We start from the raw sequence: 23,158 nt of genomic DNA on the forward strand, positions 1-23,158 counted from the left end.
CCCGTGCAATGGGGCTTCGCGGTGGGTTCCTTTGCGTTCGGCGGCGGTGGCCGCGTCCGGCGGTCCGGGAGCCGGCGGGACGGCGCTGTCGGTGGCGGCTGCGAGGATGGAGGCGTGACTGGAACCCTTGTCCTCGCGGGCACCCCCATCGGCGACGTCGCGGACGCGCCGCCCCGGCTCGCCGCGGAGCTGACCGGCGCCGACGTGATCGCGGCCGAGGACACGCGGCGGCTGCGCTGGCTCACCCAGGCGCTCGGCGTGACGCCCAAGGGGCGCGTGGTGTCGTACTTCGAGGGCAACGAGGCGGCCCGCACACCGGAGCTGGTCGAGGAGCTCGTCGGCGGCGCGCGCGTGCTGCTCGTGACCGACGCCGGGATGCCGTCGGTCTCCGACCCCGGCTACCGGCTGGTCGCGGCCGCCGTGGAGAAGGAGATCCGGGTCACCGCCGTTCCGGGGCCGTCCGCCGTGCTCACCGCGCTCGCGCTGTCCGGGCTGCCCGTCGACCGGTTCTGCTTCGAGGGCTTCCTGCCGCGCAAGGCGGGCGAGCGCCGCTCGCGGCTGGCGGAGGTCGCCGGGGAGCGCCGCACCCTCGTCTACTTCGAGGCCCCGCACCGCCTCGACGACACCCTCGCCGCGATGGCCGAGGTCTTCGGCGCCGACCGGCGGGCCGCCGTCTGCCGTGAGCTGACCAAGACGTACGAGGAGGTGCGGCGCGGTCCGCTGGCCGAACTGGCGGTCTGGGCCGCCGACGGGGTGCGCGGTGAGATCACCGTGGTCGTCGAGGGCGCGCCGGAGCGAGGGCCGGAGGAACTCGACGCGGAGGAGCTGGTGCGGCGGGTGCGGGTGCGGGAGGAGGCCGGTGAGCGCCGCAAGGAGGCGATCGCGGCGGTGGCGGTGGAGGCGGGGATTCCCAAGCGGGTGGTGTTCGACGCCGTGGTTGCCGCGAAGCGTGCGGATGGGTGAGGTCGGTTTCGGTAGCGCCGTGGTGGTTGCTCCTGTGTAGTCGTGTGCGGGGCGGTGGGGGCTGGTCGCGCAGTTCCCCGCGCCCCTTCGGGGGCGCTCTCGTGCAGGGTGTCTGAAAGGGGGCGCGTCCTGATCTCTGAGTGAGCCGTTCCTCCTCCGAGCGTGCGCCCCTGACCTGCGGTGATGTGTCCTCTGAGCGGGGTGCGTCTCCTCTGAGCGCGCGTCCCACGGGACGGTAAAGCGGGGGCGGGAAACGCAAAGCCCAGCCCTGCGCGGCGAGGCCGATTTGGCAAGCAGAATCCAAATCGCCTCCAACACTCGGCAGGCCTGTCGCATTCGCGTCGGTGAAGGCGTCCACTGGTCAGCAGGGACGCACCCGTCCCTCACCCCCATGGGATTCCGGGGGGAATCCCCGCGCCGGGGGTGCGTGCTTGTCCGAGCGGACAAGAGGAGCTGGCATGAGTGAGATCGCAGGGCAGACCGGCCTCCGCGGTACGGCCACAGCCGTCGTCCACGAGTCGTATTCCTTCGCCTGCATGCGATGCGGGCACGGCTGGGAGCAGTCGTACGAGATAGAGCACCACACCGACGCCGACAACCACGAGTTCGTCAAGTACGTGGCGAACGGCCGGGTCGTCCCGTCGCCGCTGAGCCGGCCCTCGTGCCTGAACTGCGACGGCCAGGTCCTGCGGATCATGCGCGCGGGGCAGGTCTCGTCGGTGCGGAACGCCGCGCAGCGGTCGCATCAGGCGCCGGTGCAGGACCACCCTGCCGTGCAGGACGGTGCGGAGACCGGACCGGCCGCGGCGGCGGAGGCCTCCGCGCAGGTCAAGGCGGTGCACCACTGGCACCTGTCGGATCTCCTGCATCCCTTCCAGCGCAAGGCGAGCTGATTCGGGCCCTGGGCGCAGGTCCGGCGGGCATGCCCCTTTCGTAGGATCGGGGCATGCCTTCGAACGCCTCCGGTACGGCCTCCCGTACGGCCGACAAGAACGCGGCGCCGCCGCTCCCGGAACCCCTCCGGGTGCCCGTCGCCGACTCCCACACCCACCTCGACATGCAGTCCGGCACGGTCGAGGAGGGCCTCGCGAAGGCCGCGTCGGTGGGCGTGACGACCGTCGTCCAGGTCGGCTGCGACATCAAGGGCTCGCGGTGGGCGGCCGACACCGCCGCCGCGCACGGGAACGTCCACGCGACCGTCGCCCTGCACCCCAACGAGGCCCCGCGCATCGTGCACGGGGACCCTGGGGGCACCTCCCAGCCCCCTGGGGCTGGGGGAGGGTGGTCCCGGCAGGGGGCCCGCGCCGGGGGCGGGGACGCGGCGCTGGACGAGGCCCTTGCAGAGATCGACCGGCTGGCCGGGCTGCCCCAGGTGAAGGGCGTCGGCGAGACCGGCCTCGACTACTTCCGGACCGGACCCGAGGGCAAGGCCGCCCAGGAGCGTTCCTTCCGCGCCCACATCGAGATCGCCAAGCGGCACGGCAAGGCCCTCGTCATCCACGACCGCGACGCCCACGCCGACGTCCTGCGCGTCCTCAAGGAGGAGGGCGCCCCCGAGCGGACCGTGTTCCACTGCTACTCCGGGGACGCCGAGATGGCCGAGGAGTGCGCCCGCGAGGGCTACTTCATGTCCTTCGCCGGCAACGTCACCTTCAAGAACGCCCAGAACCTGCGGGACGCGGTGCTGGTGGCTCCCCTGGAACTGCTCCTTGTGGAGACCGACGCGCCCTTCCTGACCCCGGCGCCGTACCGCGGACGGCCCAACGCCCCGTATCTCATTCCGGTCACGGTGCGCGCGATGGCCGCCGTGCGCGGCATCGACGAGGACGCGCTGGCGACGGCCCTGGGCGCGAACACGGCCCGCGCCTTCGACTACTGAGGGTATATCGATCATAACTGGCGCATAACGTTCGCGGGGTCGCACCTTTGGTCCGCCCGCGACCGTGCGTAGTCGTGCCACTTTGGAGAGTGACGGGTGCTCCGCTAGGTTCTGGGGGCCCGATCCGGACCCCTCTGGCCCTCTGGAGCGTGTCGGCGTGAGTGCATCGCAGTACGAGACGTCTGGGACGTACGACCCCTATGGCGCGCCCGGAGTGCACGGCGCGCAGGAGATGTACGGCGTGTACGACGCCGAGACGCAGGCATACGGCGCGGCGTACGGGACCTCGTACGGGACGGCGTACGGGGGTGACACCTACCGCCCGGCGTACGAGGCCGCGGCGCAGGCGTCCGTGAGCGAGCCGGTGCTGCCGCGGCAGGGCGAGCGCGGTTCGCAGCGGGAGGCGGGTGCGCGTGCCGTGGCGGGGCGCCGCGCCGCGCGCCGGCGGAAGGCGCGCTACTCCAGGCGCCCGGAGTCCGCGGTGCGCCGTCTGCTGCCGCAGGCGCTCGTCGTCGCGTTCCTCGCGGGCGGCACCACCGCCTTCCTCGCCAAGGACAAGGCGATCGAGCTGACCGTGGACGGCAGGCCGCGCGCCCTGCACACGTTCGCCGACGACGTGACCGGCCTGCTCGCCGAGGAGGGCGTGCCGGTCGGGGCGCACGACGTGGTGGCGCCCGCCCCCGGCACGGCACTGGCCAGCGGCGACGAGGTCGCGGTGCACTACGGCCGCCCGGTACGGCTCACGCTGGACGGCGAACGGCGCGAGGTGTGGACGACGGCGCGCACGGTGGACGGGGCGCTCAGGCAGCTGGGGGTACGTGCCGAGGGCGCGTACCTGTCGGCCTCGCGCTCCCAGAGCATCGGACGCGCCGGGCTCGCGCTCGACGTACGCACCGAGCGCACGGTCACGGTCCTGGCGGACGGCCGGACCCGGACCATCCGCACCAACGCGGCGACCGTCCGCGAGGCCGTCGAGGAGGCCGGGGTCACCCTGCACGGCCAGGACACCACCTCGGTGCCCCAGTCCGGCTTCCCGCGCGACGGGCAGACGGTGACCGTGCTGCGTGTCACGGGCAGCAGGGAGGTGCGCGAGGAGACCATCCCGTTCGAGGTGCGGCGGACGGCGGACCCGATGCTGTTCAAGGGCACCGAGGTGGTCGAGCGGGCCGGGCGGCCGGGGTTGCGCCGTGTGACATATTACTTCCGCTCCGTCAACGGCGTCCGGCAGAAGCCCCGCCGCGAGACGTCCGAGGTGGTGCGGGAACCGCGCACCCAGCTCGTGCAGGTGGGGACCAAACCGCACCCGGACTCCGCGAAGGGCGCCGACGGCCTGAACTGGCACGGTCTCGCCACGTGCGAGTCCGGCGGCCGCCCGCACGCGGTGGACCCCTCCGGGACGTACGGCGGGCTGTACCAGTTCGACACCCACACCTGGCACAGCCTCGGCGGCAACGGGCGCCCGCAGGACGCCTCGGCCGAGGAGCAGACGTTCCGCGCCAAGAAGCTCTACGTGAGCCGCGGCTCCACGCCCTGGCCGCACTGCGGGGCGCGGCTGCACAGGTGACCGGCGGAAGCGGCCGCACGGGCGACCGGCCGGAGGCGTCCCCGGTGGCCCGTACCCTTGTCCCGTGAGCAGCCCCAACCCCGACGCCCTCCTCGGCCCCGCCGACATCCGTGAGCTCGCGGCAGCGCTCGGTGTACGCCCCACCAAGCAGCGCGGCCAGAACTTCGTGATCGACGCCAACACGGTCCGCCGTATCGTCCGCACCGCCGGGGTCCGCCCGGACGACGTCGTCGTGGAGGTCGGTCCCGGGCTCGGGTCCCTCACACTCGCGCTCCTGGAGGTCGCCGACCGGGTCACCGCCGTCGAGATCGACGACGTGCTGGCCGGCGCGCTGCCCGCGACGATCGCGGCGCGCATGCCGGCGCGCGCGGACCGGTTCGCGCTGGTCCACTCCGACGCGATGCACGTCACCGAGCTGCCCGGCCCCCCGCCGACCGCACTCGTCGCGAACCTCCCCTACAACGTCGCCGTCCCCGTCCTCCTGCACATGCTCGAAACCTTCCCGAGTATCGAGCGGACGCTGGTGATGGTGCAGTCCGAGGTCGCCGACCGGCTCGCCGCCGGACCCGGCAACAAGGTGTACGGCGTGCCGTCGGTCAAGGCCAACTGGTACGCCGAGGTGAAGCGCGCCGGTGCCATCGGGCGCAACGTCTTCTGGCCCGCCCCGAACGTCGACAGCGGGCTCGTCTCCCTCGTCCGGCGCGCGGAGCCGCTGAAGACGACGGCCTCCAGGCGCGAGGTCTTCGCGGTCGTCGACGCGGCGTTCGCGCAGCGGCGCAAGACCCTGCGGGCCGCGCTCGCGGGGTGGGCCGGGTCCGCGGCGGCCGCCGAGGCGGCGCTGGTCGCGGCCGGGGTCTCGCCGCAGGCCCGCGGCGAGGCGCTGACGGTCGAGGAGTTCGCGAGGATCGCAGAACACAAGGAGCCCGGTAAGTGAGCGTCACGGTACGCGTCCCCGCCAAGGTCAACGTCCAGCTCGCGGTGGGCGCCGCGCGCCCCGACGGCTTCCACGACCTGGCCAACGTCTTCCTGGCCGTCGGCCTCTACGACGAGGTCACGGTCACGCCCGCCGACGAGCTGACCGTCACCTGCGAGGGCCCGGACGCCGCCGAGGTCCCCCTCGACCGCACCAACCTCGCGGCCCGCGCCGCGCTCGCGCTCGCCGAGCGCCGGGGCATCGAGCCGGCCGTGCACATCCACATCGCCAAGGACATCCCGGTCGCCGGCGGCATGGCCGGGGGGAGCGCGGACGGGGCGGGCGCGCTGCTCGCCTGCAACGAGCTCTGGCGCGCCGGCGCCTCCCGCGCCGAACTCCTCGCCATCTGCGCCGACCTGGGCAGCGACGTGCCCTTCAGCCTGGTCGGCGGCGCCGCCCTCGGTACCGGGCGCGGTGAGCGCCTCACCGCCCTCGAAGTCGGCTCCACCTTCCACTGGGTGTTCGCGATGGCCGGGCGGGGGCTGTCCACCCCGGCCGTCTTCCGTGAGTTCGACCGGCTCGCGGAGGGGCGTGACATCCCGGAGCCCGTCGCCTCCCGCGACCTCCTCGACGCCCTCGCCAAGGGCGATGCCGACGCGCTCGCCGCCGCCGTCTCCAACGATCTCCAGCCCGCCGCGCTCTCCCTCTTCCCTGAGCTCGCGGACACGCTCGACGCGGGCCGCGCGGCCGGCGCCCTCACCGCGCTGGTCTCCGGTTCCGGTCCCACCACGGCGTTCCTGGTCCGCGACACCGCGTCGGCGCAGAAGGTCTCCGAGGCGCTCCTCGCCTCCGGCACCTGCCGCACGGTGCGCACGGCGACGGCACCCGCGCCGGGCGCGACGGTGCTTCCGGCGGACCGGACGGCCGGGTCCGTGTAACCTGAAACTAGGTCTGACCTGCGGAAATGTGAAGATTCAGCGCTGTTACCTACTTCACGGTAACTAGATTTTCACAAATGCGCCCCAGGGTCCCTTTCGCGCCATCTGGCTCATGGTGACGGCTGGCATGATCGCCATCCCCGCCCTCTGTTACCGGCGGTACCTCGTGTGCGCGGCGACTACGTGTCCGTGCCACGTAGAGAGGACATTTCCATGGGGCACATGGACCACTTCAGCGCCGGATGGGTCACACCCGTCCTGTCCTACGCGATGGCCTGCGTCGGCTCGGCGCTGGGACTGCGCTGCACCGTCAGGGCACTGGAGGCGGACGGCGCCTCGAAACGGAACTGGCTGACGCTCGCCTCGTTCGCCATCGGGTCCGGCATCTGGACCATGCACTTCATCGCGATGATGGGCTTCTCCGTGGAGGGCACGCCCATCCGCTACGACATCCCGCTGACCGTGCTCAGCCTCGTCATGGCGATCGCCGTCGTCAGCGCCGGCGTCTTCACCGCCGGATACGGCCGTTCGCGCGTGCAGGCAGTGCTGCTCGGCGGTCTCGGCACCGGGCTCGGCGTCGCCGCGATGCACTACACCGGCATGGCCGCGCTCAACCTGCACGGCTCGGTGGGCTTCGACCCGCTGATGGTCATCGCGTCCGTCGCGATCGCCGTCGTCGCGGCCACCGCGGCGCTCACGCTCTCCCTCGTCGTCCGCGGCCCCGTCCTGGCGACGCTGTCCGCGCTCGTCATGGGCCTCGCGGTGAGCAGCATGCACTACACGGCGATGTTCGCCGTCAGTGTCAACCTCAAGCCCAGCAGCGCCGAGTTGCCCGGTGCCACGGCCACCGAGTTCCTCTTCCCGCTCGCGGTGCTGCTCGGCTCGTTCCTCTTCCTGGCCTCCGCGTACGTGGCGCTGTCCCCGACCGGCAAGCGCCACGAGTCCGCCGTCGCCGCGGAGTTGCTGCGCGAGGTCGAACTGACCACGGCCTGAGCGCCGTTCCCCGCTGCCACCACCCCCCGCACCTCCTCGACACCCTCACCCCGTCCGGGAACGCGCGCGCCCTCGGCCCGCCGGTTCCCGGGCGCGCCCCTCCCCGAACGAGGTCCCCATGCGCGTTCGCCGTACCATCGAACGACTCCGCCCCAGATCCGTCCGCGCGAAGATCGTCGCCCTGCTCATGCTGCCCGTCGTGTCGCTGATGGCGCTGTGGGCGTACGCCGCCGTGACGACCGTCGCCGCGATCGGCGACACCGAGCGGGCCAAGGACGTCAACGCCCAGCTCCTCACCCCCGTGGCCGGCTTCGTGACCGCGCTCCAGGGCGAGCGGACCGCCGCCACCCGCTACGCGGCCGCCCCCGGCACCCGTTCCCTCGCCGCGCTGAAGACCGCCAGGGCGGCCACCGACAGGGCGAGGACGAAGCTCACCGACGGCATCAACGCCTCCACCTCCGACGCGGCCCTGCTCAACTCCGCGCTCCCCGCCCGGATCGACCTGCTCTCCGCAGCCGCGGACTCCGTGGGCACCATCCGAGCGGACACCGCGGAGAAGGGCGCGGCGCAGACGGCGTACACCAAGTACACGGCCGTCGTGGAGCGCGCCTTCGCCGTCACCGGGGCGCTCACCGGCGAGAAGGGCACCGACTCCGCCTCGCAGACCCGCGTGGTGCTCGAACTGGCACGCGCGCGTGAGGCGTTCGCGCGCGAGCAGGCGCTGCTCGCGGCGGGCGAGGCGGCCGGAGACCTGACGCGGCAGCAGTACACCGCGTTCGTCGGCGCGGCAGCCACCCACCGCGAGCTGCTGGAGCCCGCGGCCGCCGATCTGAAGGCCGAGCACAGGCGGGCCTACGACGAGATCCTGGACGGCGCGGGGTACCGGAGGCTGGCCGCCGTGGAGGAGCGCGTCGAGGCCGCGGGTCCTGGCACCGACGCGGTGTCGGCGGCCACGCTGTCCGGCTGGGACGGCTCCGCCACCGGCGTCCTCGGACAGCTGACGGCGGCCGAGGAGAGCGCCGGCACAGGAGCCACGGCCAAGGCCGCCACGTTCGGCTGGAGCACGCTCGGCGCGTCCGGCGTCGCCGTCGTCCTCGGCCTGGTCGGCGTCCTGCTGTCGCTGCTGGTCTCGGTGGGCGTCGGCCGCGGCCTGATCGTCGAACTCCTCGACCTGCGGAACTCCGCCCTGGAGGTGGCCGGCCGCCGCCTCCCGCAGGCCATGCGCAAGCTGCACGCCGGGCAGGGCGTCGACATCGACGCCGAGGCGCCCATGCGCCGCCTCGTGGGTGACGAACTCGCCCAGGTGGGCACCGCGCTCACGGCCGTCCAGCGCGCCGCCCTGAAGGCCGCCTCCGAGCGCGCCGAGCTCCTCAGCGGCATCTCCGGCGTGTACGTCAGCCTCGCGCGCCGCAGCCAGGTACTGCTCCACCGCCAGCTGGACCTGCTCGACCAGATGCAGCGCCGCCAGCAGGACCAGACCGAGCTGTACGACCTCTACCGCGTCGACTACCTCGCCACCCGGATGCGCCGCCACTCGGAGAGCCTGCTCATCCTCTCCGGGATCGCGCCGGGCCGCGGCTGGCGGGACCCGATCCCGCTGGCGGACGTGGTGCGCGCCGCCGTCGCCGAGATCGAGAACTCCGCGCGCGTGCAGATCTGGGCCGTGCCGCGCGTGTCGCTCGCCGGCGGCTCGGTGGCCGACGTGATCCATCTGATCGCCGAACTCGTCGAGAACGCGGCCGCCTTCTCACCCCCCAGCACCAAGGTGCAACTGCGTGCCGCGCGGATGCGCGAAGGCCTGCTCGTCGAGATCGAGGACAGCGGCTTCGGCATGAACGAGCAGGCGATGGCCGAGGCCAACGGCAAGATCCAGTCCGCCAAGGTCGACCTTCTGGACGCCAAGCAGATCGGGCTGTTCGTGGTCAACCGGCTGCGCGAGCGGCAGGGCCTCAGGGTCGAGCTGCGCCCCTCGCCGAACGGCGGTGTCACGGCCGCGGTCCTCATCCCCGAGAACCTCATGCGCGACGACATGCCGGTCGGCGAGCAGACCGCCGTGACCGGCCGCGGCCTGGCACCGGCGGCCGCGCTGATCCAGGGCCGGCGACTGGGCGGGGCGGGCGCCTGAGCCCCCGGAAGCACGAGCCGCGCGCCGCGGCGCACTTTCCCACGGCGCGCACCACCCACACGAGCCGCACCGCACCCCGTACCGGGGCACCCCGTGGTGAGGCACCCCACCGTGCGTCGGCCCCCGTGCCGGGGTCGACCTCCTCGACGAGACGCCCGCACGTCCGCTCGCACGCTCGCACGTCCGCACGTCCGCACGTCCGCACGTCCGCACGTCCGCATGTCCGCATGTCCGCACGTCCGCATGTCCGCACGCCCGGACGCCCGGACGCCCGCACGCGTGCGGGCGGAAGGCGGCTCTCGGCGGGACCGCCTCTCCGCGCGCATTACGCTGGGAGGCTGACCGTCCCCCTGCGCAGGAGTGAAATGGCCGTCAACCTGGTCAATGTCGAGAACGTCAGCAAGGTCTACGGCACCCGTGCCCTGCTGGACGGCGTCTCGCTCGGCGTGTCGGAGGGCGACCGCATCGGCGTGGTGGGCCGCAACGGCGACGGCAAGACCACCCTCATCCGGATGCTCGCCAGGCTGGAGGAGGCCGACACCGGCCGTGTCACCCACTCCGGCGGACTACGCATCGGCGTCCTCACCCAGCACGACTCCCTCGACCCGGCCGCCACCGTCCGGCACGAGGTCATCGGCGACATGGCCGATCACGAGTGGGCCGGCAACGCCAAGGTCCGGGACGTCCTCACCGGCCTCTTCGGCGGCCTGGACCTGCCCGGCTTCCCCAAGGGCCTGGACACCGTCATCGGCCCGCTGTCGGGCGGTGAGCGGCGGCGCATCGCGCTCGCCAAGCTGCTCATCGAGGAGCAGGACCTGCTCGTCCTCGACGAGCCCACCAACCACCTCGACGTCGAGGGCATCTCCTGGCTGGCCAAGCACCTGCGGGAGCGCCGGTCGGCGCTGGTGTGCGTGACCCACGACCGCTGGTTCCTCGACCAGGTCTGCACCCGCATGTGGGACGTGCAGCGCGGCGCCGTCTACGAGTACGAGGGCGGCTACTCCGACTACGTCTTCGCCCGCGCGGAGCGCGAGCGGATCGCGGCCACCGAGGAGACCAAGCGGCAGAACCTGGTCCGCAAGGAGCTGGCCTGGCTGCGCCGCGGCGCTCCCGCCCGTACCTCCAAGCCGCGCTTCCGGGTCGAGGCCGCCAATGAGCTGATCAAGGACGTGCCGCCGCCGCGGGACACGTCCGAGCTGATGAAGTTCGCCTCGTCGCGGCTCGGCAAGACCGTCTTCGACCTGGAGGACGTGACCGTCCAGGCCGGGCCGAAGGTGCTGCTCAAGCACGTCACCTGGCAGCTCGGCCCCGGCGACCGCATCGGCCTGGTCGGCGTCAACGGCGCCGGCAAGACCTCGCTGCTGCGCGCCATGGCCGAGGCCGCGCGGACGGAGGGCGAGGCGCAGCCGGTGGCCGGGCGGGTCGTCGTCGGCAGGACCGTCAAGCTGGCCTACCTCTCCCAGGAGGTCGCCGAGCTCGACCCGGCCACACGGGTCCTGGAGGCGGTCCAGCAGGTGCGCGAGCGCGTCGACCTCGGCAAGGGGCGCGAGATGACCGCCGGGCAGCTGTGCGAGACGTTCGGCTTCAGCAAGGAGAAGCAGTGGACGCCGGTCGGCGACCTGTCCGGCGGTGAGCGCCGCCGCCTCCAGCTGCTGCGCCTGCTCATGGACGAGCCGAACGTCCTGTTCCTCGACGAGCCCACCAACGACCTCGACATCGAGACCCTCACCCAGCTGGAGGACGTCCTCGACGGCTGGCCCGGCTCGATGATCGTCATCTCCCACGACCGGTTCTTCGTGGAGCGCACCACCGACCGCGTCTTCGCCCTGCTCGGCGACGCCACCTTGCGGATGCTGCCGCGCGGCATCGACGAGTACCTGGAGCGCCGGCAGCGCATGGAGGAGGCGGTCGCCGCCACCACCACCGCCGCGGCCCCCAAGGCCGCCACGGCCGAGCGGAGCGCCGCCGACCAGCGCGTCGCCAAGAAGGAACTCCAGAGGATCGAGCGTCAGCTGGACCGCGTCTCCGAGAAGGAGACCAAGCTGCACGACCAGATCGCCGCGAACGCCACGGACTTCACGAAGGTCGCCGAACTCGACGCCCAGCTGCGCGACCTGGCCGCGGAGCGCGAGGAACTGGAGATGCGCTGGCTGGAGCTGGCGGAGGACGCGTAGCCGCCACCGGCGTGAATCAGCCCTCTTCGGTGCCCGCGCAACCCCCTTGCGCGGGCCCGGTGAAGGGGGCGTGAAGGCGCGTAACGGTGGCATCACGGGCCGGTTCTCCCTTGGGAACAGCGGCACATGAGGGCCCGTGGGCTGTCGGTGCCGGGTGGTAGAAAGGTCAGTCTGAGAACTGCCTGAGTGCGACCGAGGGCCCGTCACCGGCCCCAGGCATGGCTCGAAATCAGTGAACGAGGGGGAAGAACGCTGATGACACAGCCGCCCGGCCAGCCGCCGCACGGCGCATTCGGAGCGCCACAGGACCAGCCGACGCCGGGCGGCGGATTCGGCGCCCCGCAACAGCCGCCCGCGCAGGGAGGCTTCGGCGCGCCTCAGCCGCAGCCGGGTTACGGCTACCCGCAGCAGCCCGCTTACGCCCCGGGCCCCTATGCCCAGCCGGCCGGCCCCTACGGCGCACCGGGGCCGGGACCGGGACCGTACGGGCCGCAGCCCGGTTACGGCTACCCCCAGCAGCAGCCGCAGTACCCCGGCGCCCCCGGCGGACCCGGGACGGCCCCGCCCTCCGGCGGCAGTGGCACGGGCGGCGGGCCGTTCAGGGGAAAGCCCGCGCTGATCGTCGCGGCGGCGGTGGCGGGGCTGCTGGTCGTCGGCGGCACGGTGTACGCCCTGACCGGCCAGGGCGACGGCAAGAAGCCGGTCGCCCAGCGGTCCGACGACCCCAAGGCCTCCGGCACCGGCACCCCGGTCAACCCGGGTGACGGCAGCGGCGACGGCGGTGCGGACCCGGAGAACCTCAACGCGGGCCGCAAGTCCGGCGAGGCCAAGGTGCTCTGGTATAAGTCGGCACCCGACGCGCCCGCCTCCGGCGCCGACGCACCCGGCATGTGGATCACCGGGAAGACGGCGGTGAAGGCGGCGTACAAGCAGGTCTTCGCCTACAGGGCGGGCAGCGGCGACCCGGCCTGGGCCCCGATCACGTTCCCGCAGAAGATCTGCGCGGTCACCTCGCAGAAGTCGGCGGACGACAAGGCCGTCGTGGCCTACATGAACGGCACCAGCGACCGCGCCAAGTGCAACCAGCTGCAGGAGATCGACCTCGACACGGGCCGGAAGGGCTGGACCGCGACCGTCGCCGACGGCGGGCTGTTCGACAGCGCCCTCAGCATCGAGCTGACGCTCAGCGGAAAGACCCTGATGGTCGGCCGTTCCGAGTCGGGCACGGCGTACGACCTCGACAGCGGCCACAAGTTGTACGACAAGAAGAAGTACGGTGCGGCCTGCTTCCCGACGGCGTTCGCCGGCGGCACGAACAGGCTGATCGAGGTGGCGTCCTGCGCCGCCGGCGGCAGCGCCGAGCACGACGAGATCTCGCAGCTCGACCCGGCCACCGGCCGCGTCGAGTGGACGCGGCCGATCAAGAAGGGCTGGACGATCGAGCGGACCTACTCCGTCGACCCGCTCGTGGTCTACCTGACCAACGAGGAGAAGAAGGCCTGGAACATCTCGGTGATGGACGGCAAGGGCACGTTCCGTTCCGAGGTGAAGGTGAACGAGAAGTTCGCGCCCCAGTGCGGCCTGGCGATCCTCGCCCGTGACCTCCAGGGCTGCCAGGGCGTGGCCGTCGACGCGAACACCCTCTACCTGCCGACGGACGTGAGCGGCGGCGGCAACGAGATCGTCGCGATCAGTCTCACCGACGGCACGGCGAAGTGGCGTACGAAGTCCCCGACGGACGAGTCGATGTACCCGGTCGAGGTCGAGGGCGGCAAACTCGTCGCGTACGTTCGGCCGTCGTACGACGCGGGCGGCCAGGTCGTGTCGATCCCGACCACGGGCTCCGCCCACCCCGCCGCCAAGCTGCTGCAGAACCCGCAGCACACCGCCGACATCGAGGGCGGCTTCTACGACGGCGCCGTCGACTGGGCCGACGGCCGCTTCTACCTCTCCGCCACGCGGCTGACCGGCAGCGACGACGCGAAGGAGAAGCTGATGATGGCCTTCGGCAACTGAGCGGGGCCCGTCCCGTGCCGTCCAGCAGTCCACGCCGTCCCCAGCCGTCTCACGCGCCGTCCCCAGCCGTCTCACGCGCCGTCTCCCGAGGTACCGCCGTCATGACCCAGCCGCCCCCACCCCCGCCCAACCAGCCTCCGCAGCAGCCCGGTTTCGGCGCACCCCAGCCCCAGCCGGGTTACGGCTATCCGCAGCAGCCCCCGAACCCGTACGCCCAGCAGCCCGCTTACGGCTACCCGAACCAGCCGCCCCAGCCCGGCTACGGCTACCACGGCGGCCAACCGGGCGGCCCCGCTCCCGGCCCCGGCCGGAACAACGCCACGCTGCTCATCGTCGTCGCCGCGGTCGCCGCCATCGCGCTGATCGTCGGCGGCGGCATCTGGTACGCCAAGTCCTCCGACGGCGGCGACGGCAAGAAGGACGACACGGCGAACTCCGGCGGCGGGCAGAACGCGAGCGGTGGCAAGAACGGCAAGGGCACCGAGAAGGTGCCCGCGGACACCGCCTCCAAGGTCCTCTTCCAGGTCCCGCTGCCCACGGTGAAGGACACCACCGTCACCGCCGGTTCCTGGCTCACCGACAAGGTGTACGCGAAGAGCGGCGTCGCCGGGATCACCGGCTACGACCCCGACTCGGGCGCCAGACTGTGGACGGTCCCGCTCTCCGGCCCGGTCTGCCGCGCCAGCGAGCACGCCAGTGCGGACGGCAGGACCGCGGTCGTCTTCCAGCCGAAGATGCCCGCGAAGGGCTCCACGGCCGGCTGCACCCAGGTCGCCGCGATCGACCTGAACGCCGGGAAGAAGCTGTGGACCAAGACGATCAAGTCCGGTGATGTCCCGGTCAACTTCGACAATGTGACGGTCGCTCAGCAGACGGTCGCGGTCGGCGGCAGCAGCGGCGGCGCCGCCTTGGACCTCGCCTCCGGCAGGATCCGCTGGCAGCCGAAGCCGGCCGACAGCTGCTACGACGCCGGCTACGGCGGCGGCGCCAAGCTGGTCGCGGTCCGCAGGTGCGGCAGCGGCGACACCGGGCAGCTGCACATCCAGACCCTCGACCCGGTCTCCGGCAAGGTGCTCTCCGAGTACAAGATGACGCCGGGCATCGACTACGCGAGCGTCGTGTCGACCGACCCGCTGGTGGTGGCCGCCGACGTCAACGACAGCGCCGGCGACGGCAGCGGCTTCTCGGACGTCTTCTCCATCGACGGCAGGGGCGCCCTGCGCACCCGTATCTCCACGCCGGGCAGCTCCTACGCGGCCCGCTGCGACGGCATCTACGAGCTGGAGAAGTGCACGGGAGTGGTGGTCGGCAACGACAGGCTGTACCTGGCGACCGAGGAGCACGACGGCGACGGGGACTACACGAAGACCAACGAGATCGTCGCCTTCGACCTGGCCACCGGCAAGCAGACCGGCCAGCGCGCCGACGCCGGGGACAACTACACGATCACGCCCCTGCGCATGGACGGTCCCCATGTGATCGCATACAAGAACGCGCCGTACGACAAGGGTGCTCAGGTCGTCAGCATCGACGGCGGCTCCTTCAAGGAGACCAAGCTGCTGGAGAACCCGGCGACCACGGCGGTCAAGGCGGTGGAGACCGCCATGTCACCGGAGTACGCGGAGGTCCGCTACTCCCAGGGGCACCTCTACCTGTCCGCCGGGTACGCCCATACCGCCGGTTCGTCGTCGTCGGCCAAGGAGTACCTGGTCACCGCCTTCGGCGCGGGTGGCTGATACGCGCTCTCCCTCCACGAATAAGAGAAAACCCAGAGATTCCTCCGATCCGGGGCACTTCTCATCAGTAGGGGCAGCGCAACGTCGAACAAGCGTGTAGCTTCCGGGGGCATGAAGGACGAGGTGCCGGGGGGCCCTCTGTCCATGCGGACCAGTGGGCATCCATAGTGGGGCATCCATTGGGGGGACTGGGGGGTTGCTCTATGGGAGTGCGGCTCATGGTGGTCGACGACCACCGGTTGCTCGCGGAGGCGCTGGCCTCGGCGCTGAAACTGCGCGGCCACCGGGTGCTGGCGGCGGCGGCGCCGGCCGCGGGCGCGGCCGAGCTGGTGATCACGCGCGCGCCCGAGGTGTGCCTGCTGGGTACGGCGGCACCGGCCGAGCCGGGGATCTTCGACCCGGTGGTGCGGATCAAGAAGGAGCGGCCGCAGGTCGCGGTGCTGGTGCTGGGCCCGGTGCCGTCCCCGCGGGGCATCGCGGCGGCCTTCGCCGCGGGCGCCTCCGGGTACGTACGGCACGACGAGCGGATAGAGGGCGTCGAGCGGGCGATCATGAAGGCGCGGGCCGGGGAGGCCGCCGTGGCACCCGCCCTCCTCCAGGGCGCCTTCGCCGAACTCCTCAACCCGGCCGCCCAGCCCGACGACGAGGGCCAGCGCCTCCTCCAGATGCTCACCCCGAGGGAGGTCGAGGTCCTGGTCCGCGTCGCCGACGGCGAGGACACCCGCCTGATCGCGGCAGGCATGGGCATCGCCCCGAGCACGGCCCGCACCCATGTACAGAGGGTGCTGATGAAGCTGGGGGTGGGGTCGAGGCTGGAAGCGGCTGCGCTGGCGGCACGCACAGGGCTACTGGACCGAGCGGGACCTCTGAACGGCGGCACAGAAGCGCCCCTTTAGGGGCGCGGGGAACTGCGCGACCAGCCCCCACGCACCCGCAGACAATGCACGACCTACGCCGCCTCCTTCTCTCCTTCCACCGGAGGAACCGGCGGCGGGGTGGGCCGGAGCCACAGCCACACCACAAAGAACACCCCCAGCAACAGCATCCCGATCCCCGTCCACAGGTTGATGTTGATCCCCTGCGCCTTGTCGATCTCGGCCTGCGAGTCCGTGATCCCGGTGATCGTGACGATGATCCCGTACAGCACGAACAACCCGCCGATGATCCGCCGCAGGTCGAAGATCCGCGCGGCGGTCGCGGACTTGCCCTCCAGCTCGGTGACTTCCCGCTGGACGTCCTGCTCGGAGTAGTGGAACCCGGAGTGCCCGGAGTCGTCGGTCATGGTCTCTCCATTCTGCAGCGAACAGCGACGGCGATCAGAACGAGAACGGCACGTAGCAGAGGGCGGCCAGGATCACCGCACCCCAGCCCAGCAGCGCCGGCCGGCGGTACCAGGCGTCGTCGCCCGCGGCGGGCGCCTCGGCCATGCCGGGGGAGCGCGTGCCGTAGACGAGGCCCGCGAGCTCCGCCTCCGGCTTGGGCGCGGTGAACAGGGACACGATCACCATCACCACCGCGCCGGCCACGAAGCCGGCGATCGCGGAGACGAAGTTGGCGCCCTGGTCGGTGGGGATGCCGATGATGCCCTTCTTGTAGAGGACGAAGTAGTTGACCATCGCGGTCACGGTGCCCGCGAGCAGCCCCCAGAAGCCGGATTTCGCCGAGGCCCGCTTCCAGAACATGCCGACGATGAAGACGACGAACATCGGCACGTTGAAGAAGGAGAACAGCGTCTGGAGGTAGCTCATGATGTTCGAGAACGACGACGCCAGGAACGCCGTACCGATGGACGCGCAGACGCCGATCGCCGTGATGAGGCGTCCGAAGCGCACGTAGTAGCCGTCCTCGCGGCCCCGGACCACGTACTTCGCCCAGATGTCCGTCGTGAACACGGTGTTGAAGGACGACACGTTGGCCGCCATGCCGGCCATGAAGGCGGCCAGCAGCCCGGTGACCGCGATGCCGAGCACGCCGTTGGGCAGCAGCTGTGACATCAGGTACGGGATCGCGTCGTTGTACTGCAGGTCCGAGCCGGGCCTGCCGATGCCCGGCACCAGTGCGGCGGCGACCAGGCCCGGGATCATCACCAGGAAGACGATGAAGATCTTCGGGTAGGCGGCGATCAGCGGCGTGCGCTGGGCGGCGGAGAGGTTCTTCGCCGACAGGGCGCGCTGCACCTCGGCGAAGTTCGTCGTCCAGTAGCCGAAGGAGAGCACGAAGCCGAGGCCGACGACGATGGTCAGCCAGTTCGCGCCGAGCGGGTTGGCGGAGCCGATGCCGGTGCCGCCCCAGGCGGTCGTGAAGTTGCGGCCGTGGGTGGCGGTGAGCTTGTCGACCAGGCCGTCCCAGCCGCCGACCTTCTTCAGGCCGAGCACGGACAGCGGGATGAGGGCGGCCAGGATCACGAAGAACTGCAGCACCTCGTTGTAGATGGCGGAGGAGAGACCGCCGAGGGTGATGTACGCCAGCACGAACGCGCCGGCGACCACGATCGCCACCCACTGCGGCCAGCCGAGCAGCGCCTCCACGACGATCGCCAGGGCGTACAGGTTCACACCGGCGATCAGAATGGCCGCGAAGGCGAACAGGATCGCACTCAGCAGGTGCGCGGCTCTGTCGAAGCGGAGCAGCAGCATCTCGGGGACCGAGCGGACCTTGCTGCCGTAGTAGAAGGGCATCATCACCAGGCCCAGGAAGACCATGGCCGGAATGGCGCCGATCCAGTACCAGTGCACGGTGTACGCGCCGTACTGCGCGCTGTTCGCGGCCATGCCGAGGATCTCGGTCGCGGCCAGGTTCGCCGAGATGAAGGCGAGACCGGTGATCCAGGCGGGCAGCGACCGCCCGGAGAGGAAGAAGTCGAGGGTCGTCTTCACCGAGCGGCGGGCCGCGAAGCCGATGCCCAGGACGACGACGAAGTAGATCGCGAGGATCGTGTAGTCCAGGCCGTTGGTGGGGAGCCGCAGCCCCGCCGCGAGGTCCCTTGTGAGGTCCGTGGTGAGGTCCGTCGCGAGGTGTGTGGGGGATACGGGGGCATCTGTGGGGTTCTGCACCCGGTAATTCAACACTTTCGTTGTCTCACCTTGATTGATTGCGATGTTGACTGGGGTGGTGAGTTGTGTTTTGGTGTGTTCGGTTCTGTTTGATGGTTGGCTGGCTCGATCAATGGGAGTCCGCAGTGAAGAAGACCTCGACCCGGCTGGCCGACGGTCGCGAACTCATCTACTACGACCTGCGCGACGACACCGTGCGGGACGCGGTGGACCGCCGTCCGCTGGAGCGGACGCACACCACCTCCGAGATCCGGAGGGATCCGCTCCTCGGCGACCAGGTGGCCATCGCCTCGCACCGGCAGGGCCGCACCTACCACCCGCCGGCCGACCAGTGCCCGCTGTGCCCGACCAAGGGCGACCGGCTGAGCGAGATCCCGGACTCGTCGTACGACGTCGTTGTCTTCGAGAACCGGTTCCCCTCGCTGGCCGGCGACTCCGGGCGCTGCGAGGTGGTCTGCTTCACCTCGGACCACGACGCGTCCTTCGCGAGCCTCACCGAGGAGCAGGCGGGCCTGGTCCTGGACGCGTGGACCGACCGGACCTCGGAGCTGTCGCATCTCCCCTCCGTCGAGCAGGTGTTCTGCTTCGAGAACCGGGGCGAGGAGATCGGCGTGACGCTCGGTCACCCGCACGGCCAGATCTACGCCTACCCCTTCACCACCCCGCGCACCGCCCTGATGCTGCGCTCACTCGCGACCCACAAGGAGGCCACCGGCGGGGAGAACCTCTTCGACGCCGTGCTCGCGCGTGAACTCGCCGACGAGCGGGTCGTCCTTGAGAGTGAACACTGGGTCGCCTTCGTGCCGTACGCGGCACACTGGCCCTACGAGGTCCACCTGTACCCGAAGCGCCGCGTCCCCGACCTGCTCGGGCTCGACGAGGCGGCACGCTCAGAGTTCCCCCAGGTTTATCTGGAACTCTTGAGGCGCTTCGACCGTATCTTCGGTGAGGGTGAGCCTCCCACGCCCTACATCGCCGCCTGGCATCAGGCGCCGTTCGGGACGCTGGAGGAGTTCGAGGGTGTCACGCGCGACGACTTCGCGCTGCACCTGGAGCTTTTCACCATCCGCCGAACGTCCGGCAAGCTGAAGTTTCTCGCGGGTTCCGAGTCAGGCATGAGCGTGTTCATCAACGACGTGCCGCCGGAGCGCGCGGCCGAGCGACTGCGAGAGGTAGCGAGTTGATGAAGTACCTGGTGACGGGCGGGGCGGGTTACGTCGGCAGCGTGGTCGCCCAGCACCTGCTGGAGGCGGGCCACGAGGTCACCGTCCTCGACAACCTCTCCACGGGATTCCGCGAGGGCGTCCCCGCGGGCGCCGCCTTCGTCGAGGGCGACATCCGCGACGCCGCCAAGTGGCTGGACTCCTCCTACGAGGCGGTGCTGCACTTCGCCGCGTTCTCCCAGGTCGGCGAGTCGGTCGTGAAGCCCGAGAAGTACTGGGACAACAACGTCGGCGGCACCATGGCGCTGCTCGGCGCGATGCGCGAGGCCGGCGTCCGCAAGCTCGTCTTCTCCTCCACGGCGGCCACCTACGGCGAGCCGGAGCAGGTCCCGATCGTCGAGACCGCCCCGACCCAGCCGACCAACCCGTACGGCGCCACCAAGCTCGCCGTCGACCACATGATCACCGGCGAGGCCGCCGCGCACGGCCTGGGCGCGGTCTCCCTGCGCTACTTCAACGTGACCGGGGCGTACGGCGCGCAGGGCGAGCGTCACAACCCCGAGTCGCACCTGATCCCGCTGGTCCTCCAGGTCGCCCAGGGCAGGCGCGAGGCCATCTCCGTCTTCGGCGACGACTACCCGACGCCCGACGGCACCTGCATCCGCGACTACATCCACGTCGCCGACCTGGCCGACGCCCACCTGCTGGCCCTGACGGCCGCGCAGCCCGGCGAGCACCTGATCTGCAACCTCGGCAACGGCGAGGGCTTCTCGGTCCGCGAGGTCATCGAGACGGTCCGGCAGGTCACCGGCCACCCGATCCCCGAGGTCGTGGCCCCGCGCCGGGGCGGCGACCCGGCCGTCCTGGTCGCCTCGGCGGCCACCGCCCGCGAGAAGCTGGGCTGGAACCCGACCCGCGCGGACCTCGCGGGGATCGTCGCGGACGCCTGGGAGTTCGCGCAGCACATCTCAAGGGAGCAGTAAGTGGGGGCAGCACAGCAGGTCGCAGGCGCCTTCGAGGAGCTGTACGGGACGGCTCCCGACGGCGTCTGGGCGGCGCCGGGCCGGGTCAACCTGATCGGCGAGCACACCGACTACAACGACGGCTTCGTGATGCCGTTCGCGCTGCCGCACGTGGCGACGGCCGCCGTCGCCCGCCGTGCCGACGGCGTGCTGCGGCTGCACTCCTCGGACGTCGAGGGCGGGGTCGTCGAGCTCTCCCTGGACGCCCTGGAACCCGGCACCGACCAGGAGTGGACGGCGTACCCGGCGGGCGTGGTCTGGGCGCTGCGCGAGGCCGGCCACCCGGTCACCGGCGCCGACGTCCACCTCGCCTCCACCGTGCCGACCGGCGCCGGCCTGTCCTCCTCCGCGGCCCTGGAGGTGGTGATCGCCCTCGCGCTCAACGACCTCTACGAACTGGGCCTGCAGCGCTGGCAGCTGGCCCGCCTGTGCCAGCGCGCGGAGAACGTCTACGTCGGGGCGCCGACCGGCATCATGGACCAGACGGCGTCCGCCTGCTGCGAGGCCGGCCACGCGCTGTTCCTGGACACCCGCGACCTCTCGCAGAAGCAGATCCCCTTCGACCTCGCGGCCGAGGGCATGCGCCTGCTGGTCGTCGACACCCAGGTCAAGCACGCGCACAGCGGCGGCGAGTACGGCAAGCGCCGGGCCGGCTGCGAGAAGGGCGCGGCCCTGCTCGGCGTGGACGCGCTGCGGGACATCGCCTACGCCGACCTCGACGCGTCGCTCGAACGCCTCGGCGACGAGGAGGAGGTGCGGCGCCTGGTCCGCCACGTCGTCACCGAGGACCACCGCGTCGAGCGCGTCGGCGCCCTCCTGGAGGCGGGCGACACCCGCGCGATCGGGCCCGTCCTCACCGAGGGCCACGCCTCGCTGCGCGACGACTTCCAGGTCTCCTGCCCCGAGCTGGACCTGGTCGTGGAGGCGGCGAACTCGGCCGGTGCCCTGGGCGCCCGGATGACCGGCGGCGGCTTCGGCGGCTCGGCGATCGTCCTCGCCGAGGCGGCCGACGTCGACACGATCACCAAGGCGGTCGAGGAGGCCTTCGCGGCGGCCGGCTTCAAGGCCCCGCGGGTGTTCGAGGCGGTGCCGTCGGCCGGCGCCCGCCAGGAGAGCTGAGGCTCAGGCCAGCCGCTTCGTCAGGGTGTACTCCGTGATCCCCGGCGGATAGTCGGGGATCACGCACACCACCTCGTACCCCTGCTTCCGGTAGAACTCCGGGGCCTGGAAGTCCCAGGTCTCCAGGCGGGCGGCGGTGCAGGCGCGGTCCGCGCGGGCGATGCGCTCGGCCTCCGCGAGCAGGCTGCCGCCGAGACCGGTGCCGCGATGGCGGGCGTCCACCCAGAGGTAGGTGACGTGCAGCCAGGACGCCCAGCTGTGCCCGACCAGACCACCGGCCAGGTCGCCCGAACCCTTGTCCATCGCCCAGAGGTGCAGCGGTACTTCGCGTTCGGCCGGGGTGCCGCGCAGGGCCGCCAGGACGGGAGAGGCCGCCGTGTTGGTGGCCAGCAGCCGCGCGCGGAGCAGATCGCGTCGTTCCTTGTCGACTTCCGCCTCAATACGAAACATGCGGCACACCATAAACGCGTCGGCCGGGCAGTTCTGCAAATTGCCTTCCGCTCCCGGCGACCGCCCGTACTCTGATGAGCAGTACCGGTGGGGGCCGGTACTGATCAGGGGGCGAGACAAGTCGGATACGACGCCCGCGGTGGGGGTAGCAGTTCAGGCACGGCGGCGGCCGTGCGGTTCCGTCCCTCCGCGGGTGTCGTGTCCGCATGGTTTGTCGTTCTCCGGACCTTGGGGTATCCCCTGCTCGTGAAGAGCACTGGGGAAGGGGGTTTCGTGGTTCGTATCCGAGTTCTGGTCGTCGACGACCACCGCATCTTCGCCGAGTCGCTGGCCGCCGCACTGGCCGCCGAGCCCGACGTCGACGTGTCCGCGGCCGGCAGCGGTCCGGCCGCGCTGCGCTGCCTGGAGCGCGCGGTCGCCGAGGGTCGCCGCTACGACGTGCTGCTCGTCGACGCCGACCTGGGCGGTCAACTGCCGGGCGGCCGGGCGGCCGTGCCGGTGCAGGAGGCCAACGAGGAGGGGCTGGTCGACGGCATATCGCTGGTCGTCGGCGTCCGCTCGGCCCAGCCTGCCGTCCGGGTCGTCGTCCTCGCCGAGAAGGACGACCCGCGGCGCGCGGCCCTGGCCCTGCAGGCCGGTGCCTCCGGCTGGGTCGCCAAGGACTGCTCGCTGTCCCGGCTGCTGAACGTCATCCGGGGCGTGCTGCGCGACGAGACGCATCTGCCGCCCGCCCTGCTGACCGGGGTGCTGCGGGAGCTGACGGCCGCGCGCAAACACCGCACCGAGAGCGAGCGGCTCGTGGAGTCCCTCACGCCGAGGGAGCGGGAAGTGCTCCGGTGCATGGTGGCGGGCCTGGGGCGCAAGGCCGTCGCCGAGCGCCTCTTCCTGTCCCCGCACACCGTCCGCACCCATATGCAGAACGTCCTCGGCAAACTGGGCGTCCACTCCACCCTGGCCGCGGTGGCGCTGGCGCGCAGGGCCGGGGTGGGGCCGGTGGATCTGGGGCCTGCCGGGCGGATCATGCCGGAGGAGAGCAGCAGCGCCTGACCG

At 71.7% G+C, this 23,158-nt stretch carries 19 protein-coding genes; 16 read left to right on the plus strand and 3 right to left on the minus strand.

What is annotated here, in order from left to right; genetic code table 11:
* Positions 1–114 precede the first annotated feature (114 nt).
* The 12 genes from rsmI (at position 115) to SSP29_RS21015 (ending at position 16,197) form a co-directional block, all read left to right on the plus strand.
* Positions 115–963: a 16S rRNA (cytidine(1402)-2'-O)-methyltransferase gene (rsmI, locus tag SSP29_RS20960; protein WP_089102208.1), complete on the plus strand. Its 849-nt coding sequence runs from the start codon at positions 115–117 to the stop codon at positions 961–963.
* Positions 964–1,421: 458 nt separating this feature from the next.
* Positions 1,422–1,856, plus strand: a complete 435-nt coding sequence (locus tag SSP29_RS20965) for a hypothetical protein (RefSeq protein ID WP_089102209.1) — start codon at positions 1,422–1,424, stop codon at positions 1,854–1,856.
* A 53-nt stretch (positions 1,857–1,909) separates the two neighbouring features.
* Positions 1,910–2,842 carry a TatD family hydrolase gene (locus tag SSP29_RS20970; protein ID WP_089102210.1) on the plus strand — a complete coding sequence of 311 codons (933 nt, stop codon included), beginning with the start codon at positions 1,910–1,912 and terminating at the stop codon, positions 2,840–2,842.
* A 157-nt stretch (positions 2,843–2,999) separates the two neighbouring features.
* Positions 3,000–4,406 carry a resuscitation-promoting factor gene (locus SSP29_RS20975; RefSeq protein ID WP_089102211.1) on the plus strand — a complete coding sequence of 469 codons (1,407 nt, stop codon included), beginning with the start codon at positions 3,000–3,002 and terminating at the stop codon, positions 4,404–4,406.
* A gap of 64 nt (positions 4,407–4,470) precedes the next feature.
* Entirely contained in the window at positions 4,471–5,340 is an 870-nt protein-coding gene (gene rsmA, locus SSP29_RS20980) for a 16S rRNA (adenine(1518)-N(6)/adenine(1519)-N(6))-dimethyltransferase RsmA (RefSeq protein ID WP_089102212.1), read from the plus strand.
* Positions 5,337–6,257: a 4-(cytidine 5'-diphospho)-2-C-methyl-D-erythritol kinase gene (locus tag SSP29_RS20985; RefSeq protein ID WP_089102213.1), complete on the plus strand. Its 921-nt coding sequence runs from the start codon at positions 5,337–5,339 to the stop codon at positions 6,255–6,257. The genes rsmA and SSP29_RS20985 overlap by 4 nt, the downstream gene beginning before the upstream one ends.
* A 213-nt stretch (positions 6,258–6,470) precedes the next feature.
* On the plus strand, positions 6,471–7,250 hold the full coding sequence (locus tag SSP29_RS20990; RefSeq protein WP_089102214.1) for an MHYT domain-containing protein: 780 nt from the start codon (positions 6,471–6,473) through the stop codon (positions 7,248–7,250).
* Positions 7,251–7,368: 118 nt separating this feature from the next.
* Complete coding sequence (locus SSP29_RS20995; RefSeq protein WP_089102215.1) at positions 7,369–9,375, plus strand: sensor histidine kinase; 2,007 nt, start codon at positions 7,369–7,371, stop codon at positions 9,373–9,375.
* A gap of 365 nt (positions 9,376–9,740) precedes the next feature.
* Positions 9,741–11,549 carry an ABC-F family ATP-binding cassette domain-containing protein gene (locus tag SSP29_RS21000; RefSeq protein ID WP_089102216.1) on the plus strand — a complete coding sequence of 603 codons (1,809 nt, stop codon included), beginning with the start codon at positions 9,741–9,743 and terminating at the stop codon, positions 11,547–11,549.
* Between the two features lie 255 nt (positions 11,550–11,804).
* The gene (locus tag SSP29_RS21005; RefSeq protein ID WP_089102217.1) at positions 11,805–13,565 is read left to right on the plus strand and encodes an outer membrane protein assembly factor BamB family protein; all 1,761 of its coding nucleotides are present in this window, start codon (positions 11,805–11,807) and stop codon (positions 13,563–13,565) included.
* Positions 13,566–13,666: 101 nt separating this feature from the next.
* On the plus strand, positions 13,667–15,301 hold the full coding sequence (locus tag SSP29_RS21010) for an outer membrane protein assembly factor BamB family protein (protein WP_089102218.1): 1,635 nt from the start codon (positions 13,667–13,669) through the stop codon (positions 15,299–15,301).
* A 203-nt stretch (positions 15,302–15,504) separates the two neighbouring features.
* Positions 15,505–16,197 (plus strand): helix-turn-helix transcriptional regulator, encoded by a 693-nt coding sequence (locus tag SSP29_RS21015; protein WP_089102219.1) that lies wholly within the window; start codon positions 15,505–15,507, stop codon positions 16,195–16,197.
* A 53-nt stretch (positions 16,198–16,250) separates the two neighbouring features.
* Here SSP29_RS21015 and SSP29_RS21020 read toward each other — a convergent pair whose 3' ends face one another.
* Both SSP29_RS21020 and SSP29_RS21025 read right to left on the minus strand, forming a co-directional pair.
* Complete coding sequence (locus SSP29_RS21020; RefSeq protein WP_089102220.1) at positions 16,251–16,583, minus strand: hypothetical protein; 333 nt, start codon at positions 16,581–16,583, stop codon at positions 16,251–16,253.
* Between the two features lie 34 nt (positions 16,584–16,617).
* The gene (locus tag SSP29_RS21025; RefSeq protein ID WP_089102441.1) at positions 16,618–18,267 is read right to left on the minus strand and encodes a sodium:solute symporter family protein; all 1,650 of its coding nucleotides are present in this window, start codon (positions 18,265–18,267) and stop codon (positions 16,618–16,620) included.
* Positions 18,268–18,479: 212 nt separating this feature from the next.
* Between SSP29_RS21025 and galT the strand changes: the two genes are divergently transcribed.
* From galT to galK, 3 genes are read left to right on the plus strand one after another with little or no spacing between them, the layout of a single operon-like run.
* The gene (gene galT / locus SSP29_RS21030) at positions 18,480–19,538 is read left to right on the plus strand and encodes a galactose-1-phosphate uridylyltransferase (protein ID WP_089102221.1); all 1,059 of its coding nucleotides are present in this window, start codon (positions 18,480–18,482) and stop codon (positions 19,536–19,538) included.
* Positions 19,538–20,500, plus strand: a complete 963-nt coding sequence (gene galE, locus SSP29_RS21035; protein WP_089102222.1) for a UDP-glucose 4-epimerase GalE — start codon at positions 19,538–19,540, stop codon at positions 20,498–20,500. The genes galT and galE overlap by 1 nt, the downstream gene beginning before the upstream one ends.
* Positions 20,501–21,658, plus strand: a complete 1,158-nt coding sequence (galK, locus tag SSP29_RS21040; protein ID WP_089102223.1) for a galactokinase — start codon at positions 20,501–20,503, stop codon at positions 21,656–21,658.
* 3 nt (positions 21,659–21,661) lie between these two features.
* Here galK and SSP29_RS21045 read toward each other — a convergent pair whose 3' ends face one another.
* Positions 21,662–22,120 (minus strand): GNAT family N-acetyltransferase, encoded by a 459-nt coding sequence (locus SSP29_RS21045; RefSeq protein WP_174855984.1) that lies wholly within the window; start codon positions 22,118–22,120, stop codon positions 21,662–21,664.
* 261 nt (positions 22,121–22,381) lie between these two features.
* Between SSP29_RS21045 and SSP29_RS21050 the strand changes: the two genes are divergently transcribed.
* Positions 22,382–23,155 (plus strand): LuxR C-terminal-related transcriptional regulator, encoded by a 774-nt coding sequence (locus tag SSP29_RS21050; RefSeq protein ID WP_089102225.1) that lies wholly within the window; start codon positions 22,382–22,384, stop codon positions 23,153–23,155.
* Positions 23,156–23,158: the final 3 nt, after the last annotated feature.

The organism is Streptomyces hyaluromycini (genome assembly GCF_002217755.1).
Taxonomy (GTDB): domain Bacteria; phylum Actinomycetota; class Actinomycetes; order Streptomycetales; family Streptomycetaceae; genus Streptomyces; species Streptomyces hyaluromycini.

Excerpts from the sequence above, each read along its gene's own strand:
- SSP29_RS20965 (WP_089102209.1), top strand. The coding sequence starts at position 1,422 with ATGAGTGAGATCGCAGGGCAGACCGGCCTCCGCGGTACGGCCACAGCC.
- SSP29_RS20970 (WP_089102210.1), top strand. The coding sequence starts at position 1,910 with ATGCCTTCGAACGCCTCCGGTACGGCCTCCCGTACGGCCGACAAGAAC.
- SSP29_RS20990 (WP_089102214.1), top strand. The coding sequence starts at position 6,471 with ATGGGGCACATGGACCACTTCAGCGCCGGATGGGTCACACCCGTCCTG.
- SSP29_RS20995 (WP_089102215.1), top strand. The coding sequence starts at position 7,369 with ATGCGCGTTCGCCGTACCATCGAACGACTCCGCCCCAGATCCGTCCGC.
- SSP29_RS21000 (WP_089102216.1), top strand. The coding sequence starts at position 9,741 with ATGGCCGTCAACCTGGTCAATGTCGAGAACGTCAGCAAGGTCTACGGC.
- SSP29_RS21005 (WP_089102217.1), top strand. The coding sequence starts at position 11,805 with ATGACACAGCCGCCCGGCCAGCCGCCGCACGGCGCATTCGGAGCGCCA.
- SSP29_RS21010 (WP_089102218.1), top strand. The coding sequence starts at position 13,667 with ATGACCCAGCCGCCCCCACCCCCGCCCAACCAGCCTCCGCAGCAGCCC.
- SSP29_RS21015 (WP_089102219.1), top strand. The coding sequence starts at position 15,505 with ATGGGAGTGCGGCTCATGGTGGTCGACGACCACCGGTTGCTCGCGGAG.
- SSP29_RS21020 (WP_089102220.1), bottom strand. The coding sequence starts at position 16,583 with ATGACCGACGACTCCGGGCACTCCGGGTTCCACTACTCCGAGCAGGAC.
- galE (WP_089102222.1), top strand. The coding sequence starts at position 19,538 with ATGAAGTACCTGGTGACGGGCGGGGCGGGTTACGTCGGCAGCGTGGTC.
- SSP29_RS21045 (WP_174855984.1), bottom strand. The coding sequence starts at position 22,120 with ATGGTGTGCCGCATGTTTCGTATTGAGGCGGAAGTCGACAAGGAACGA.